Annotated in this window: 16 protein-coding genes; 10 read left to right on the top strand and 6 right to left on the bottom strand. The window is 64.8% G+C overall.

Translation table 11 applies throughout. The features are described 5' to 3' along the window. Positions 1–80: 80 nt before the first annotated feature. Positions 81–608, top strand: coding sequence for a nuclear transport factor 2 family protein (locus WBP07_RS31475; protein WP_395397180.1), 528 nt, complete (start codon positions 81–83; stop codon positions 606–608). 161 nt (positions 609–769) lie between these two features. Continuing rightward, a complete protein-coding gene (locus WBP07_RS31470; protein WP_395397179.1) occupies positions 770–2,305 on the top strand; it encodes an MFS transporter in 1,536 nt (511 codons plus the stop codon). Between the two features lie 8 nt (positions 2,306–2,313). Here WBP07_RS31470 and WBP07_RS31465 read toward each other — a convergent pair whose 3' ends face one another. Continuing rightward, the gene (locus WBP07_RS31465) at positions 2,314–3,639 is read right to left on the bottom strand and encodes a sensor histidine kinase (RefSeq protein ID WP_395397178.1); all 1,326 of its coding nucleotides are present in this window, start codon (positions 3,637–3,639) and stop codon (positions 2,314–2,316) included. After that, positions 3,639–4,319 carry a response regulator gene (locus WBP07_RS31460; protein ID WP_395397177.1) on the bottom strand — a complete coding sequence of 227 codons (681 nt, stop codon included), beginning with the start codon at positions 4,317–4,319 and terminating at the stop codon, positions 3,639–3,641. Before WBP07_RS31460 ends, WBP07_RS31465 begins: the two co-directional genes overlap by 1 nt. 283 nt (positions 4,320–4,602) lie before the next feature. On the opposite strand from WBP07_RS31460, the gene WBP07_RS31455 reads away from it, so the two are divergent. From WBP07_RS31455 to WBP07_RS31440, 4 genes are all read left to right on the top strand, one after another. Continuing rightward, positions 4,603–5,805, top strand: a complete 1,203-nt coding sequence (locus WBP07_RS31455; RefSeq protein WP_395397176.1) for a glycosyltransferase family 4 protein — start codon at positions 4,603–4,605, stop codon at positions 5,803–5,805. Between the two features lie 100 nt (positions 5,806–5,905). Further along, the gene (locus tag WBP07_RS31450; protein WP_395397175.1) at positions 5,906–6,460 is read left to right on the top strand and encodes a DedA family protein; all 555 of its coding nucleotides are present in this window, start codon (positions 5,906–5,908) and stop codon (positions 6,458–6,460) included. 159 nt (positions 6,461–6,619) lie between these two features. Further along, positions 6,620–6,937: a hypothetical protein gene (locus tag WBP07_RS31445; protein ID WP_395397174.1), complete on the top strand. Its 318-nt coding sequence runs from the start codon at positions 6,620–6,622 to the stop codon at positions 6,935–6,937. Between the two features lie 67 nt (positions 6,938–7,004). Then, positions 7,005–7,715 (top strand): response regulator transcription factor, encoded by a 711-nt coding sequence (locus WBP07_RS31440; RefSeq protein WP_395397173.1) that lies wholly within the window; start codon positions 7,005–7,007, stop codon positions 7,713–7,715. Positions 7,716–7,755: 40 nt separating this feature from the next. Here the strand turns inward: WBP07_RS31440 and WBP07_RS31435 are convergent, their stop codons facing one another. From WBP07_RS31435 to WBP07_RS31420, 4 genes are read right to left on the bottom strand one after another with little or no spacing between them, the layout of a single operon-like run. Then, positions 7,756–8,592, bottom strand: coding sequence for a hypothetical protein (locus WBP07_RS31435; protein ID WP_395397172.1), 837 nt, complete (start codon positions 8,590–8,592; stop codon positions 7,756–7,758). Continuing rightward, on the bottom strand, positions 8,589–9,956 hold the full coding sequence (locus WBP07_RS31430) for a lipopolysaccharide biosynthesis protein (RefSeq protein ID WP_395397171.1): 1,368 nt from the start codon (positions 9,954–9,956) through the stop codon (positions 8,589–8,591). Before WBP07_RS31430 ends, WBP07_RS31435 begins: the two co-directional genes overlap by 4 nt. Further along, positions 9,956–10,684 (bottom strand): nucleoside triphosphate hydrolase, encoded by a 729-nt coding sequence (locus WBP07_RS31425; protein ID WP_395397170.1) that lies wholly within the window; start codon positions 10,682–10,684, stop codon positions 9,956–9,958. The genes WBP07_RS31430 and WBP07_RS31425 overlap by 1 nt, the downstream gene beginning before the upstream one ends. Positions 10,685–10,715: 31 nt before the next feature. Continuing rightward, positions 10,716–11,516 (bottom strand): hypothetical protein, encoded by an 801-nt coding sequence (locus tag WBP07_RS31420; RefSeq protein ID WP_395397169.1) that lies wholly within the window; start codon positions 11,514–11,516, stop codon positions 10,716–10,718. 216 nt (positions 11,517–11,732) lie between these two features. Between WBP07_RS31420 and WBP07_RS31415 the strand changes: the two genes are divergently transcribed. From WBP07_RS31415 to WBP07_RS31400, 4 genes are all read left to right on the top strand, one after another. Then, on the top strand, positions 11,733–12,401 hold the full coding sequence (locus tag WBP07_RS31415; RefSeq protein WP_395397168.1) for a response regulator transcription factor: 669 nt from the start codon (positions 11,733–11,735) through the stop codon (positions 12,399–12,401). After that, positions 12,398–13,771, top strand: a complete 1,374-nt coding sequence (locus tag WBP07_RS31410; RefSeq protein ID WP_395397167.1) for a sensor histidine kinase — start codon at positions 12,398–12,400, stop codon at positions 13,769–13,771. Before WBP07_RS31415 ends, WBP07_RS31410 begins: the two co-directional genes overlap by 4 nt. Before the next feature lie 155 nt (positions 13,772–13,926). Beyond that, positions 13,927–14,271: a hypothetical protein gene (locus tag WBP07_RS31405; protein ID WP_395397166.1), complete on the top strand. Its 345-nt coding sequence runs from the start codon at positions 13,927–13,929 to the stop codon at positions 14,269–14,271. A gap of 190 nt (positions 14,272–14,461) precedes the next feature. Further along, complete coding sequence (locus WBP07_RS31400) at positions 14,462–16,888, top strand: hypothetical protein (RefSeq protein WP_395397165.1); 2,427 nt, start codon at positions 14,462–14,464, stop codon at positions 16,886–16,888. Positions 16,889–16,908: the final 20 nt, after the last annotated feature.

The following is a 16,908-nucleotide window of genomic DNA, read 5'->3' as shown; positions in this document are numbered from 1 at the left end:
AACGCTGCCCGTTTGGCGCAATGATCCCAACGCCCCGCTCCCGTTTGCCATCAGCGGGTCGGACCTTGGGGAGCTTGCCGATGACCACCGGAACCACCCGCATTCTCAGCGAACTGGCAGATCGCGAGGCGATCCGCGAATGCCTCTATCGCTACACCCGCGGTGTGGACCGGCTCGATGCCGACATGATCCGCAGCGCCTACTGGCCGGAGGTGGAGGATACCCATCTGGACTTCCACGGCGATGCCGAAGCCTTCATCGCCTGGGCCTTTCCCATCATGGGCACGATGGACCAGACGATGCACATGATCGGCAATGTCCTGATCGCACTGCACGGTCAGCATGCCGACGTGGAGGCCTATTTCTACGGCTATCACCGCGTAACGATCGAGGGCGGCAAGCGCGATGTGATCGGCGCCGGCCGCTATCTGGACCGTTTCGAAAAGCGCGGGGACGAATGGCGGATCATCAGGCGAGTGGTGGTGACCGACTGGTTTCGCGAATATCCGGACTCGGCCGATTGGGCGGCGGGATTGCTGGGCCAGCGGGTCGATTTCGGCGGGCGGCACCCACACGATCCCAGCTATTCGCTGCTGAAAATCGAGTAGGATCGCGCCGCACAGCAGCGGCGCGAGCGGGGATCATCGTTGCGATCGTTCGCCTAAATGAAACACCTGATGCATAGTTCGATCGATTCAGCAGGCCCGGAAAGGTCTATGGCCCCTTGAGCCATGAAGATTTCCCAACCGATTCGCCAAGTCCCCGTTCCATGCTGAGGCCGCGCCGGCGCGGCATCGCCTCGGTCAATGCCGAAGTCCGCGACGGTATCGTCCCTGCTGCGGGCGCAATCGCCATGACGCCGGAGATGGGCGCCAATGCGGATGGATCGAACTATCGGCTGATCGCGCTGATCATCGCCTCTGCCCTGTTCATGGAATTCGTGGACGCGACGGTTCTGGCGACGGCGCTGCCGACCATGGCCCGCGATTTCGGCGTGCGGGCCCAGGACATGAGCGTGGCGCTCACCTCCTATCTGCTGGCGTTGGCGATCTTCATTCCCGCCTCCGGCACACTGGCCGACCGCTTCGGATCGCGCACCGTGTTCCGCACGGCGATCGGCCTGTTCATGCTGGGCAGCCTTGCCTGCGGACAGTCCGGATCGCTTGAACTTATGGTCCTCTCCCGCTTCGTGCAGGGGATTGGCGGGGCCATGATGATCCCGGTGGGCAGGCTCGTCCTGCTGCGCTCAGTCGCCAAGCAGGACATGGTGAACGCCATGTCCTGGCTGCTGGTGCCGGCCTTGATCGGCCCGATCGTCGGCCCGCCACTGGGCGGCCTGATCGTGACGTACCTCGACTGGCGCTGGATCTTCTACATCAACCTGCCCATGGGCCTGCTGGGCTTGTGGCTGACCGGCCGCTTCATCGCCAACATCCGCGAAGAGCGCCCCAACCCCTTCGACGTGCGCGGCTTCCTGCTCAGCGGCACGGCGCTGGGCTGCCTGCTGTTCGGCTTCGAAATGGTCAGCCGCCCCGGTCAGGGCGTCTTTGCCGGCATGCTGATCGCCATCGGCCTGATCGCCGGTGCCGCCTACATCTACCACGCCAAGGGGCGCGAAGGTGCCATCCTGGACCTGGATCTACTCAAGGACGACACGTTCCGCCTTTCGGTGATCGCCGGTTCGGTAACGCGTATCACCCAAGGTGCGCAGCCGTTCCTGCTGCCACTAATGATGCAGGTGGGCTTCGGCTTTTCGGCGGCGCGCAGTGGCACGATCACGGTCGCTACCGCCATGGGCTCGCTGGCGATGAAGAGTTTCGCCCCGCGCATCCTGCGCCGCTTCGGCTTTCGCCAAGCCCTGATCGTGAACGGATTCATCGCGACGGCGGGCTACGCGGTCTGCGGCCTGTTCGGCCCGAGTTGGCCGACATGGGCGATGTTCAGCGTGCTGGCGCTGGCCGGCTTCTTCATGTCGTTCCAGTTCACTGCCTACAACACGATCGCCTACGATGGGATCGACAAGCGCCACATGAGCAGCGCGACCGCGTTCTACTCCACCTTCCAGCAACTGATGCTGTCGCTGGGGATCTGTGTGGCCGCGCTGGCGCTCCACCTGGCGATGCTGGTGCACGGGCACGAGGCACCGGAACTGGGCGACTTCTCCACCGCGTTCTGGGTGGTCACCGCGATTTCATTGTCGGCCACGTTCTGGAACGTGCGGTTCGCCGAACATGCCGGGGCCGAGATCAGCGGCCACGCGGCTGCGCGTGTGGCGGGCCGCCGGCAACTCGAACAGCAGCACTGATCGACGGTTCAGGCGTTGCGAAACCGCAGCGTGAAGATGGAACCCTGCGGAAGATTGGGGCGGGCCTGCAACTGACCGCCCACCTTGCGCATAAGCTCGCTCGCTATCGCCAGCCCAAGCCCGGAACTGCGTGACAGATCGCGACGGACGGCTTCAAATCGGCCAAACATCTGCGCATCGATCGTCGTCAGGCCCGGCCCCGTATCGGCAACGTGGACTTCGGCGCCCGGCCCGACAGCCACCGTAACGCGGGTGCCGGCCGGCGTGTGCCTTGCCGTGTTTTCCAGAAGCGAGTCCAGCACGCGGCCCACCAGATGCTCGGACCCCATCGCCTCGACCCGCGAAGAACCGACGATCTCCACCGTCTGTCCGTTCGCGATCAGCAAAGGAACGATGGCAGCAACGCGATCCTCCACAACGCCGCGCAGTTCGACGATCTCGTCCGGATTGCAGGCCATGGCATCGACTTCAGCCAAAAGAAGCAGCCGCTCGACAATGGCCTCCACCGCATCGATCTGTCGCAGCATGCGCGACTGCGCCTCAGATGTCTCCGCCTGGGCCACCAGCAGGCGCAATATGGCCAGCGGAGTGCGCAGTTCATGGGCCGCGTCCGCCGCGAATTCGCGTTCGATCCGATAGGCGTCCTCCACCCGGTCAAGCGTGGCGTTGAACGCGCGCAGCAGCGGCAGGACCTCCTCCGGCATGCCCTCGGTGTCGACGCGCTGTTGCAACTGGTTCGGGGAGACCTGCTCCACTTCACGGGAAGCGCGCTTCACCGGTGCCAGCGATTGCCGGATGATATAGGTATCCACGGTCAATAGCCCGACGAGAAAGATCGCCAGCAGCCCGCCGCCCACCATCACGACCTGCGCCCGCAAATCGTCGAAGATCACGTCCGGATGATCGAGATTCTGGACGATCACGATCCAGCTTCCGGGCTCGCGCGCCATGGGGACGCTGACACCGGAATAGATCTTCGAACCGCGGACGCGCCGGAAATACGTCGTCACTCTTCGCATGGGAACGATGAGGGATGGGTCCGATTTCAGATTGTCCACCGCGATCCGGTGCCCCCTGTCCTCTACCCAGAAACTGAAGCTGCTGCCGCCACCGCGCAAGCCGGCTGCGGCGTCTTCCGAAATCATCCACCCCTTGGCATGGCGCTGCAGGCCGGCCTGCATCTTCTGGACATATTCGTCGAGAATTTGCCGCTGCAGACGGTCCCCGGTGCTGTCGATCAGCAACCAGGCGCCCACCGCGGCGACGATGGCAGTTATCAGCGTCGCTGCGGCATGAAGCACCAGAATTCGCCGCAGGACGGACGGCGTGCGCATCACTTCGCCTGTTCCGCGCGGAGCAGATATCCCAAGCCGCGCACCGTAACGATCTCCGCCCCGCCGTCGACCGCCGTCAATCGCTTCCGCAGGCGATGGACGGTCACTTCGGCAGCGTTCGATGAAAATTCGTCCCCCAGGCCGAAGAACAGGGATTCTATCTGCGTCTTGCGCACCACCCTGTCGCGATGGCGCATCAGGAGGTCCAGCAGTTGCACCTCCCGCGGAGCCAGCACGATCGTGGCATCCTCAACCCGCAGGGTCTGCGAGGCGACATGGTATTGCAGGCGGCCGCAGGCGATCTCGCCCCCCTGCTCCCCCATCGACCGGCGCAAGAGCGCGGCGACGCGGGCAATCAGTTCCTCGGCCGCAAAAGGCTTCGAAAGATAATCGTCGGCGCCGGCATTGAGCCCGGCGACACGGTCGGCAATCGCAGAGCGCGCGGTCAGCACCAGAACCGGAAGGAAATGCCCGGCCCCGCGCAGTTCGCGCAGGAGCACAATGCCGTCTTCGTCCGGCAGGCCAAGGTCCAGCAGCATCGCGGCATGGTCCCCCGCCTCGACATAGGCGCGCGCGTCTTCGGCGGTGGCGACGATATCGTTGGCGAACCCGGCCTCTGCCAGATGCTGCCCGATCAATTCGGCCAGTTCGGGATTGTCCTCAACGATCAGCAGCCTCATGCCGCGTCCCCGCGGGACCGGCGCCTTGCGGGCAGAAACACGGCCGGCGTCTCCAAGCCTTGGTCGATGCCCTGGGTTGCCATCATCGCATTCCTATCGCGGGGTTACGGTCCGCGCGCAACAGGCGTATCGCCCGCTTCCCGACTTGTGCCAATTTCATCCAGGGCGCCGCGATATGCACGCACGCGCCGCCGCCGAACTTGTAAGGTTGCGGTAAGCCGATTTCGAATACCCGGAACGGATGGCCCCGCCATGGCGGCCGAATGATTGCATACGTGAAAAGATGATACCGAAGATCGACAATCTGCCCCGTCCCCGCGTCGCGCTTTTTTCAGGCAACTACAACTACATACGCGACGGCGCCAACCAGGCGTTGAACCGGCTGGTGAACTATCTTGAACGGCGGGGTTGCACGGTGAGGATCTATTCTCCCACTTCCAATACGCCTGCCTTTACGCCCGAAGGCACGCTCGTCTCGGTTCCCTCGATTTCCATTCCGGGGCGCGGCGAATACCGGCTCGGCCTTGGCCTGCCCCGCGCCATCCGCGCCGATCTGGCCGCATTCGCGCCCGATATCGTCCACCTCTCCGCTCCGGACTGGACCGGCACCGCCGCCCAGCGCCATGCCCGCGCGGCAGGGATACCCGTCGTCGCCAGCCTGCACACGCGCTTCGAGAAATATGCCGCCTTCTACGGCGCCCGTCTTCTGCGCCCGGCGATGGAGCGGCACCTTGCCCGCTTCTATCGGCGCAGCGACCGCATTCTGGTGCCGACCCCCGGGATCGCCCGCGAGTTCGAGGATGCCGGCCTTGGCGCCGCCACCCGGATCTGGGGGCGCGGCGTTGATCGCATGCAGTTCAGCCCCCAACGGCGGAACACCGCGTGGCGCCGGATCACGGGCATCGCCGACGATGAGGTGGCCGTGCTGCACTTCGGGCGGCTGGTGCGCGAAAAGGGGCTGGGCGAATATGCCGCGCTTTGCCGGCGCCTGCTCGACGAAGGGTTGCCGATCCGCCCGCTGGTCGTCGGCAACGGTCCGGAGCGGGGCTGGCTGGCGCGCCAGTTGCCGGAGGCCCGCTTTGCCGGGCACCTGATGGGGGCGGACCTCGGCAGGGCCGTGGCCAGCGCGGACCTGTTCCTCAACCCCAGCGTGACCGAGGCTTTCGGAAACGTGACGTTGGAAGCCATGGCATCCGGCTTGCCCACGGTCTGCGTGGACGTGCCCAGCGGCCGCAATCTTCTCGACGGCGGATCAGGCATCCTGTTTGCGCCGGGCGATACCGAAGCGGCGCTGCGCGCACTGCGTCAACTGGTGAACGAGCGGGACATACGCCGCGCCATGGGCGCCCGCGCCCGCGATGCCAGCGCCGCCTATGACTGGGACAGCGCATCCCACCAAGTACTGGAATGCTACATGGAAGCATTGGGCCGCGGAACTGCTCGTCGGACATTGCGCGGCACCGCCGCAATCGCTACGGCGGCCTGACGCCCATATGGAAAACCTGATCGCCCAAGCTGGCCACTTCGTCTCAACCCATGGCTTTTGGGCTGGACCAGTCGTGGGGTTGCTTTGCCTGGGGGAATCTTTGGCCATCGTCGGCCTCTTCGTCCCTGCCACGGCGGTCATGCTGGCGATCGGCGGGCTGATCGGCACCGATACGCTGGACGCTTGGCCGATCTTCCTCTGGGCCGTGCTCGGCTCGGTCATCGGAGACTGGATCTCCTACGCCTTCGGCAACCGCATCGGTCCCAAGGTCTATCGCTGCTGGCCGCTCAACCGCCATCGCCCGGCGGTTGCCCGGACGCGGCTGTTTTTCCGCAAGTACGGGTTCGCGGCCATCTTCATGGGCCGCTTCCTGGGGCCGATCAGGGCCACGGTTCCGCTCGTGGCCGGGGTGTTGGCGATGCCGAAACGCCCCTTCCAGATCGCGAATATAGCATCCGCAGTGCTGTGGGTGCCGTTGATGTTCGCACCGGGCTATCTGGCCGCCGGCCCGCTGGGCGAGATCCTATCGATCAATGAGGGACATCTCATACTCTTCGGCTTCGCGGTGGCCATTCTGGCAATGGTGGCCACGGTCCTAAGCTCCCGTTTTCTGGGCCGCAGGCGCCGTGCGGATCGCAGTCCCCGGCAACAGTAAGACGGGGTAGAGACGGGCCTTCGGAACCAAACGGAAGGTCCTTGTAAGGTCGCCGTAAGCCAGCGTGCACTAGGGTGGGCAGGCAAGGCGTGATGCCGGCATCCCGCCGGCCGGGCCGAGCGAACATCCGGCGCATTGGCGCCAATGGCTGGGGACCGCATGACCCACGAGCTGATTTCGACAACGTGCGTATCCGCGGGCGACGGCTTCTATGTCTCGCCTTCCATGCAAGGCGGAGCGAGGGATATTCCCGCCGCCGAGGGCATGGACCAGGTGATCGCCTGGCGCATCGATACCTTCCGCATCGCCGGCGACGACGTTCCGATCTCGACGACTTGGCCCATCACCATCAACGGCTCGGTCGACACGACGGAATTCTTTATCCTGAGACCGGACGGAAGGGTCGAATATCCGGACGGATCCTCGCTGCGCCCGGGCAAGACATCGCTTCATCTGGTCCACGGAAAATCCCAGTAGGCCGCGTTCTGGCCGTTCCTTTCCCGTTTCCCGGATCACGCGCTCCAAGCAAGGGGGCAACGCCACCATGTCTACCGCGATATTCATTGCCGTAAGGAATTCCCTGACCCACGAGGGACTCTGCCGCATTCTGACCGATTCCGGCTTTCCGGTCATCGAGCCGGTGAAAAACCTGTCCGGCCTTTCGCCTGCGACGACCAACCGATTCGAGAATTGCATCTTGATCGTCGACCAGTCGCTGGTGGACGCCGATCGCGCCGGTACCTTGACCAACCTGCTGAAGCGCTGCCCCCAACTGCGGGTGGTGGTTCTGGTCGAAAGGTTCGATTTTTCGGAAATGGTCGCGCTCTACATGGCCGGCGCGCACGCTTATTTCCTCATCAACTCGCCCTGCCAGGCGCTGGTCGCGATGATGCAGATGGTCGCCATCGGACAGAAGGTGGCGCCGCCGGAAATCATCGACCTGGTCGAACACATGATGATCGTCACCAACCCGACCGCGCCGCGAAACGCGAGCCTTACCGCCTACAATTTCAACGACCGGGAGCGGGAAGTTCTGGAAAGCCTGCGCAACGGGCTTCAGAACAAGACCATCGCCTATGCCCTCAATGTCAGCGAAGCGGCGATCAAGGCCACCGTCAAGTCGATCCTGACCAAACTGGGCGCGCGCAACCGCACTCAGGCTGCCGTGATGGCGCGCGAGATGGCGCTTTACGAACCGCAAATGGCCTTCCGGGGCGCCGAAGTACGCTCCCGCGCAGGCGCTCGCGGTTACTGAGCGCGGCTACTGAGCGCGGCGCCGCCCGGCGGCGCGCCCTTCACGATGCAGGAAAGGGGTTGCGCGCCACCAGCGCCTTCAACCGATCGCCTATATCACGCGGCAAAGGAAAGTCGTCGCGATGGTAGTCGCGCTGGCCGGCACCGGCCTGTTCGACCAGATCGTCATGCATGCTGCCCATCAAGCCATTGATGGCGCTCAGGAACCGCGACATGCGATAGACCTGCTCATCGGGCTGAAGCGTGCGCCGGACGTCGTAGAACGAAACCTGCCGGCTGACGACCTTGCGCATCATATGGAAACGGTGGCCGTTCAGCGCCCCGCCCTCCAGCCAGCTTTTCAGGCGCCGGAACTCACTCTCGTGAAAGGCGCGGAAGCCGTTCGCGTCATCGATTTCCACCCCCTCGATCTCACGCCGCACCGCCATCCACAGCGGTAGCGAAAGCATTACGCGAAGCGTGAGGGCATAGCCCAACACCACCGCGCGCCGCCGGTTGCGGAAGGCATCCTGCAAATGGCCCATCATCGCGACGGTCAGCCGGAACAGCAGCGGCGCCTTATGCCGCTTTCCATAGAGCACGACGGCGAAGCGCATCTGCTTGTAGGCCGCGCGGATATGCTTGTATCGAACGCGCGCGTCCTGCGGCAGATCGCCGGTGACCAGCAGAGTATTCACCAGATCGCACATCCGGGCGCGGTCGGCACCCTCCTGCCAGAACTGCAGGCACAAGTCGAAACACCGCACCATCACGTCGTCCGTGCAGGAAACCGGGATCGGATCGGGCAGGCTGACCACGGGATCGACCACATCGTCCAACTCCACCGCCTGGAACAGCGCGTCCAGCGTCTCACGCGGGAAACTGTGCCGCGCGCTCATGCCCGGGCTCCCTGCGTCATGACCGAAACCAGGCTTTGCCGGTCCCGATAGGCCCCGACCGTGGGCACGAGCATGAACAATGCCTTCAGCGACACGCCCGCAACGTAGGCAAGCCCCGCGCCGGTAATGCCGAAGAAATGGATCAGCACCAAAAGCAGCAGGGCATAGCCGGCCGCCGCCGTGCCTTCCGCCAGCAGCGCGGACCGCTGACGCCCCGCCATGTACAGCAGCGATTCCAGCGGGAAGCTTGCCATCGTGACGATCAGCGAAGCGGTCATCAGCTGCAGAAGGTCGTAAGCCTCGACATAGCGCTTGCCGAAGACAAGGCCGATCAGCGGTTCGCCGCCCACGATCACCACCAGCAGGATAACCAGCCCGATCCCGCCCGACATCAAGGCGCTGCGGATCGCCAGTTGCCAGGGATGGCGGCTGGCGGGGTCAAGCCGCATGATCTCCGGATAGAAGCTGCGCGACATCAGGTCGGCCGGCTTGCTGGCGGAATCGAAGAATGTCGCCGCGATCTTGAACAGGCCAGCGCTGGTGGGCCCTAGCATGGCGCCGACGATCAGGTTGCTCACCGGCCCCCAGGCCGCCCATACCGAGTGGGCGACATTGGTGGTCCACACGAAATCCCACGCCGCCGGAAGCCGCCGTCCCGGTCCGACCAGACCGGGACGCAGGGCCCCGCGAATGCCGCGGCGACGCAGTTCGATCACCGACATGATCCAGAGGCACAGGTCGCCCGCCAGATCGGCGACGAACCAGGTGACCATGAAGCCGATGAAGCCGAAGCCCCCGAAATAGGATATGGCACCACCCAGCGCGCGCAGCGCCGGGGTGACAAGCTGCTGAACGGCCAGCTGGTCAAACCGGTCCAGCACGCGCAGGATCCCGGTGGGCGTCGCCGCCGTCATCGTCGGGATCAGGGCGCAGTAGATCATGGCCAAGTGTACATCCTCGGCCGGGATGTCGAACCAGTCCGCCAGGAACGGCAGCAGGATCAGGCCGCCCGCAAGCCCCACCAATCCGCTGGCGAGATCGAGGCCGAAAGCGAACCCGGTAACGTCGCGCAGCTCGTCAAGGTCGCCGCGCCCCATTGCGGGCGTCCCGTAGCGGACGATGAATTGCCAAGTCTGGAACTTGACCAGCGCACCCACGCCATTGGCATAGGAATGAATGATCACAAGCGTGCCGAACAGCGCCGGCGTCATCCCCCGGCCGGCACAGGCCAGCGCGACGAGCCCAAGCAGCGCGGCAACCAGCTTGCCGGAGCCGAGATAGGAGGCGTTGCGCACGATCGTGCGGAACACACCGTCGGAAAACCAGTGCTTCATGTTCCATGACTTCGCGGAAAGGGCCTTCATCACGCTGCCTTTCGTGCCGGCGCATCCGCCTTGGCAGACAGGCGATGGGCAAGGTGGGCGCCGATGGCATCGCGCGCCTGCGCCAGCACCTGATCAAGCGGCAGTTCCGCGTCGATCTCCACGATGGGGGCGCCTTCGAACGTCAGGCGCGGCACATCGGCAACCTTGCGTGCAAGCGACGACTGCCGGTGATCCGGCTTACGCGCGATCGCCACCTCCAGCGAGACGTTGAGGCGCAGCACAAGGTCGGGCCGCGTCGCCACCATCGCCCGGTATCGCCGAAGTTCCGAACGGGCCAACCATCCCACGATCCCGGATTGACTGGCATTGGCCAGGCCAAGGCCGTCCATCGGGCCGGGCACGCCCAGCTGCGGAAACCGGTCGGCGATGATTGCATACCCCTTGCGGCGCAAATCCATCATGCGCCCGAACCGCCGCACCCGCCGCATCGAGAACAGATAGATCACCAGCGCCGCCACGACGCCGGGCCCCTTGGCCGTCTGGGCACTGCGCGCCTTGGCATGGATCGACTTGTCGAGCTTGCCACCGAACAGCGGCAGGCGCGCAATGCGCCGTCCGATATTGCCGGACTGCTTGCCGAGATGGCAGATCTGCGTGGGACGGCTCTCGTTCATCCATGCGCGAAGCGCTTCGGTAACGGTCGACTTTCCCGAACCGTCGCAACCGACGACGGCGATGATGGGCGGAAGAACTGTATCGTCGTGCATTGTCATACCTGAGAAATGGACGCCGGAAGCGTCAGGCGTGCAAACCGTGGCGCCGCACCACTGCCAGCACGGTTTCAAGGACTTCGTGATAGGGCCGGGTCGCATCGATATCGACGATCCGCGCCCCGCCGAAACGCAGCGTGGGCACCACCGCCAGCTTCTTCTCCAGCATGTCGCGCTGGTGATCGGCCTTGCGGGCAAGCGCAGTGTCGACATCGACGTTCAGCCGGATCACCACGGTGGGCCGATAGGCGGCCATCGCCTCGTAAAGCGCGCGTTCGCGCAAGGCGAGACGCTCGACCGCCGCGGAACCCTTGCGCATCCATGAAAGGCCGGGGCCGTCGAAGCTGCCCGGCACTTCGGCTTGCGGATAGCGATCCGTCACCACCTGAACACCGTCGCGCCGAAAGGCCAGAACCTGGCGAAAACGCCTTTGCCGAGCCAGCGAAAAGGCGAACATGGCGATCGCCGTGGCCAGCCCGGGCAGGCGCTTCTCGGCCTTTCCGACCGTTTGACCGCCCGGTTTTCCGTCGTGCGCCTTCCTGGCCTTTCCGTCCAGATAGCGTTCGAAAGCGCGGCCGATCAGCGGGATTTCGCCGATCCGGCGGCCCAGATCACCCGTGCCCAGGCCAAGGTACATCGAACGGGTGGGTGCCTTGCGGTCCAGCAGCATGACCAGATCGCGGGTCAGCGTGGACTTTCCCGAACCGTCGCAGCCTATCAACGCGACGCAGGGGGCAAGGCCATCGCGCGTCTGCGCGGAAATCGGCGTAGGGGAAGAATCGCGCGAGGCATAGGAAGCAATCTCACGCGGAGACTTGTGAAGGGTCATGATTTCGTCAGCCGTTCCTGTAGCCCTCCGGAGCGGTCATCGCCACGCCACAGGCTCATGCATTCAGGTCGAGCGGCGAGCCCTAGACCGCGAAGCTGATGCGAAACTGATGGACCGGAAAAGTTTTTCCATGGTTTGACGCTCCGCCCGCAGCTGGCGTAATCCCGCCTTTCGCAGCCTTCGCCAAAGGCCCATAACCCCGCCGGAGAGCCAAACTTGCCCCGCCTGCTGGTCGCTGAAGACGATGCCGATCTGGGCCCGGCCATGAAGCGGGCCCTGGAACTGGACGGCTATGTGGTCGACCTCGTCGCGCGGGGGGACGACGTGCTGGCCGCCATCGGCATCGCCAGCTACGACGTGGTCCTGCTGGACATCGGGCTCCCCCACATGTCGGGCCTGGAGGCCTTGCGCGCCTTGCGCTCGCAACGGAACGAAACGCCGGTCATCGTCATCACCGCCCTCGATCGCACCGCCCACCGCGTCGCCGGACTAGACGCTGGGGCTGACGACTATGTCGTGAAGCCCGTCGACCTTGAGGAGCTGGCGGCCCGCATCCGATCGCAGCTTCGCCGCCGCGACCGCCGCCATGACGACAGCATCAGCGTCGGCCGCGTCACGCTCGATTTCGCCGGGCACATCGCCAGCATGGATGGGGAGGACGTTCCGCTCACGGCCAAGGAATTCCGCATCCTCGCCCTGCTGATGCGCCGCTCGCGCCGGTTCGTCTCCAAGGCGGATCTGGAAGGCGAACTCTACGATCAGGACCAGTGGGTGGAATCCAACACGATCGAAGTCGCCATCTCCGCACTGCGGCGCAAATTCGGGCGCGATTTCATCCGTACCGCGCGCGGCCTTGGCTATATGGTCGGCGGCCTGGACGCATGAGGCGCTCTTCACTCTCGACACGGCTCTATCGCCGCGTGTTGGTGCTGTTGGCGCTGACCGGCCTTGCCATGGGCGCGGTACTCTACTCCGTTGCGAGCAAGGAAATCGGCCGCGCGTCCGACGCCCAGCTCGTGAACGCATCGCGCCTGCTCTACATGATGATGCAGGACGAACTGACCGCCGGAGTGCTTGCCGCGCGCGGAAAGGGACTGTCCACCGCCTCCGATCCGCTGCTGTCCTCCGAGGAGAAGCGGGCCTTCCACGCATCCTACGACTGGTGCATGTTCGCCGTATTCTGGGAAGGTCAGCCCGTCGCCCAATCGGGCTGGGGTGCCCCGCTGGACCTGATCCCGCGCCAGCCCGGCCTGCACGACTTTTCAGCGGTGGGCGAACGCTGGCGCAGTTACGGACTTCCCGGCCATGACGCGCGCTTGCTGGTCGTGGTCGCCGAACGTGACGCCATGCGCGAATTCTCGGTCGTGCCGGTCCTGCGCAAGCTCGCACTGCCGCTGCTGCTGCTGATCGCGGTAGCCATGGGCGTGCTGTGGCTGACCTTGCGCAAGAGCCTGTCTGAAGTGGAGCGCCTGGCATCCTCACTCAACGCGCGCTCTCTGGCGGACCTTACGCCGCTTGCGCCGGAAAACTGGTCGCGCGATCTCGGCCCACTGATTACCGCGCTCAATAAGCTCTTCGCGCGGCTAGAACAGGCCTATGAACTGGAACAGGCCTTCACCGACGATGTCGCGCATGAACTGCGCACGCCGCTTGCCGCGATCCGCACCCAAGCCCAACTGCTGGCCAGAACCGCGCCGGCATCGCTGCCAGAAGAGGTGAACCGCCTGCTGTCGACAGTCCGGCGCGCCAACGATCTGGTGGACGGCATGCTGACGCTCGCCCGGTTGAATGCCACGGCAGTGTCAGCCCGGTCGGTCGACGTTCACGACCTTGTCGCCCATGTCGTGGCTGACGCGGTGGTCAATCTTCCGGCCGACGCCATCGAGTTTACCGTTCTGCCCGATCACGTCGTGCGGTGGCAGTGCGATCCCGCATCGCTGCAGATCGCGCTCTCGGCAGTGATCGACAATGCGGTGCGGCATGCACGCGCGGGCGGGTGCATCGATATCGCCATCGTGCGGACTTTCGACCATCTGGTCATCACCATTGGCGATCGCGGCGGAGGCGTTGCCCCTGAAGATCGCGAACGGCTGCTGCGCCGCTTCGAGCGCGGCGCATCCACTTCGTCGGGAAGCGGTCTGGGCCTCTCCATCGCCGTCAAGGCCATGACACTGGCGCGCGGCACGATCCGGCTGGAAGATCGGCAGGATGGCCCTGGCCTGCTGGTCGTTTTGACCCTCCCTGCAGCCGATTGAGCGCCGCCCAGGAGATCCAGTGATCGCCTTCGCGCTGATTGTATAAACCTGCGCGTCAACTTGCGTTGGGCCGAACCGATCAATATAAATTCGCCGCTCGATCCAATATCTGGAATTGATGCAAACGGTTCTCTGATCTGAGGGATGTAAGGCAAATGAAATCCAATATGCGCCAATTCCTGCTCGCCGGTGCGTGCCTGGCCGGAATCTCCGTTGCCCTTCCAGCGCAAGCGGCTTCGCCCGCGCCGGCTGCCCCCTCCGCCCCGGCTGCAGCGCCGGCCTATTCGACGGCGACGACGCCCATCGGCGATCTGCTGGACAATCCTGCCACCAAGGCCGTTCTGGTGAAGGACGTTCCGGCACTCGTCTCCAACCCGCAGATCGACATGGCGCGCGGCATGACGCTCAAGCAGGTTCAGGCCTATGCCGCCGATACGCTGACGGATGACGTGCTCGCCAAGATCGATGCCGATCTGGCCCGCGTTCCAGCCGCAAAGTAAGTATCCGTCGTCCGGCGCTGCCCAGAAACCGCCGGACGGCTTCTTCTTGAACACCGTCTCCTCGAGCACCAGTGCGCGCCGCTCGCAGGCGCAACATTCCGGCTTTGGCAAAGGCCGGAATGGATAAAAATATTGCCCAACGGCCGTTCAGTCAGGCAACCGACAGGAAACAACGGCTTTGCCAGGCTGCATGAACGACGACGATTCGCCACGCCTTCGCTTCTCTCGGCTGCTTCCGGTCGCGCTGATCGGCGCCGCCGCGGCCACCCCCGCTCTTGCCGATCCGGCCCCGTTCGAACTGACGGGCCCCGACCTTCGGATCGAGGTGAAGCGCGGGCAGCAGACGCTTCCCATCGCGCGAGTGCCCAGCCTTGCGGAAGGAGACAAGCTGTCGATCCACGCCGCGCTGCCGGACGATCAGGGATTGAAGTTCCTGCTCGTCTCCGCCTTCCTGCGCGGCGCCACCAATCCGCCGCCGAAAGACTGGATAGCCACCGCCAGCACCTGGAAGAGCAAGGAAAAGGACAAGGCGCTTTCGCTCACCGTCCCCAAGGGCGCGCGGCAGGTCGTACTATTGATGGTGCCGGACACGGGCGGCGCGGAAGGCGCGCTGGTGGATGCCGTGCGCGGCAAGCCCGGCGAATTCGTTCGCGCCAGCCAGGATCTCAACCAGGCCTCGCTGGACCATTCGCGGCTTTCCGCCTTCATGGATGCGATCCAGGCGCAGGACAACAATGCGCCCGAATACCTGCGCACCGTGGCGCCCGTCCTCGCACGCAGCCTTTCAATCAAGCTCAACGAGGACTGTCTTTCCAAGGTGATCGAGATGCAGGCCTCATGCCTCCTCGAAAACCGGGAGCAACTGGTCCTCAACGACGTGCATTCCAGCTCGATCGCGGACACTCTGACCGGCGCCCCCACCGATCTTGCCCTGCAACTGAGCGCCACGCCGCAGGCCGGTGCCGGCTATTACAGCGCCTATATCGGCGTCGCCCGCGACATCGCCCGCATTTTCGGCGCCTTCAACAATCCGCAATTCGGCTATCTGCCCACGCTGACGGTAAGGCGCGGCGACACCCTGTCCCTGTTGCTGAATACCGCGCCGTCGTTCCAGAAGCCCAAGTCGGTCATGGTCGTGGCCCTGCCCGCCGTGGAAGCCGATATCACCCCGCAACTGCGTAGTACTGCCAAGGGGCCGGTCTGCGTTGCCCGTCCCGGTGCCATTCTTGCGGTGGAAGGCGCGCCGCTGATCTATTCGACCACATTCGCGCATGAGGTGAAGGCGAAACTCACCAACGCCTCCGGCCAGACGGTGGACGTGCCTGTGGTGCCCCGCGCCGACAAGGGCGGATATGCGCTGGCCTCCGACACATTGCCCACCGCCTTTTCCGGATCGATGCGTGCGCAACTCCACGGAAACTGGGGATTTTCGACTTTCGACGGCCCGGAATTCCTTGTGCAGCGCCCCGATGGGAATGCCTGGAAAGTCACCGGAGACGCCGATGGCCTCGTGATCGGGCGCGACAACGAAGTCGTGCTCGAAGGCGCGGCACCGTCCTGCGTGGAGGAAATCTCGGTGCGTCAGGGAAATGGCGCTCCCCGTCCGCTCGAATGGAAGGTGCGCGACGGCAATCGCCTGGCTTTCACGGTGCCGCTGGCATCCGCCAGCCCCGGCGAAATCCGGGTGGAACTGCGCTATCAGGGGGCCAAGAGCCCGGAAACCGTCACTCTGCGCGCCCGCGCCGAAGCCAGCCGGATCGATGGGTTCGAAATTCACGCCGGCGATGCGCAAGGCGAATTGACCGGACAGAGGCTGGATCAGGTCCAGTCCGTCACGCTGGGCGATATCGAGTTTCGTCCGGACGGCCTTACGCGCGAAGGCGCGGTCGACAGGTTGCGGCTGACGGCGCAAGGCTCCGCACGGGCGCCCAGCCAAGGCACATCTGACAAGGCGAGCATCCGCCTCGCGGATGGGCGCACGCTCCCGCTGTCGGTTCGCGTCGCCGGGCCGCGCCCCCAAGTCGATCTGCTTGCCCGGACGATCAATCCCGGATCGCTGGCACCGGGGACGCGGGCGCTGGAGCTGGGTTCGGACGATCTGCTGCCGGACAATGGCGAACTGGTGTTTTCCGTAAAGGCCCCGCTGGACAGCCGTTTCGATACGAATGACGCGATCGAGATCGCCACCGGGGACGGACCGCCGGTCGCCCGGCTGACATCCGGAAAGGGCCTGACCCTCGAAAGCCGTCAGGTGCTCGTGGCCCGGCTCAAGGCCGCGGAGCTACCTGCCGGATCGTTCGGCCAGCTTCGCTTCCGACTGGTATCGGATGGTGAGGCGGGAGACTGGAAACCGCTGGCAACGCTTGCCCGCCTTCCCCGGATCGAGGGCCTGACTTGCGATTCCAAGGGCAAAGGCAAAGATGAAGCCACGCCCTGCACGCTGTCGGGCCGCGATCTCTTCCTGATCGATGCGGTAGCCGCCGATCCCGGTTTCGCACAGGCCGTGACAGTTCCGCCCGGCTTCACCGGCTCTACGCTGCGCACGCCGGCTCCGCGCGACGGCAAGCTGCACTTGCGCCTGCGGGACGCTCCGGACAGTCCGGTGCTGTTGCCCTGATCGGGCCCGGCGGTGATCGC

Origin of the sequence: Novosphingobium oxfordense, assembly GCF_044029435.1 — a bacterium.
In the GTDB taxonomy this organism is placed as follows: domain Bacteria; phylum Pseudomonadota; class Alphaproteobacteria; order Sphingomonadales; family Sphingomonadaceae; genus Novosphingobium.
Note: the sequence above shows the minus strand (reverse complement) of the source record. Positions and strands in the feature narration are given on the sequence as shown.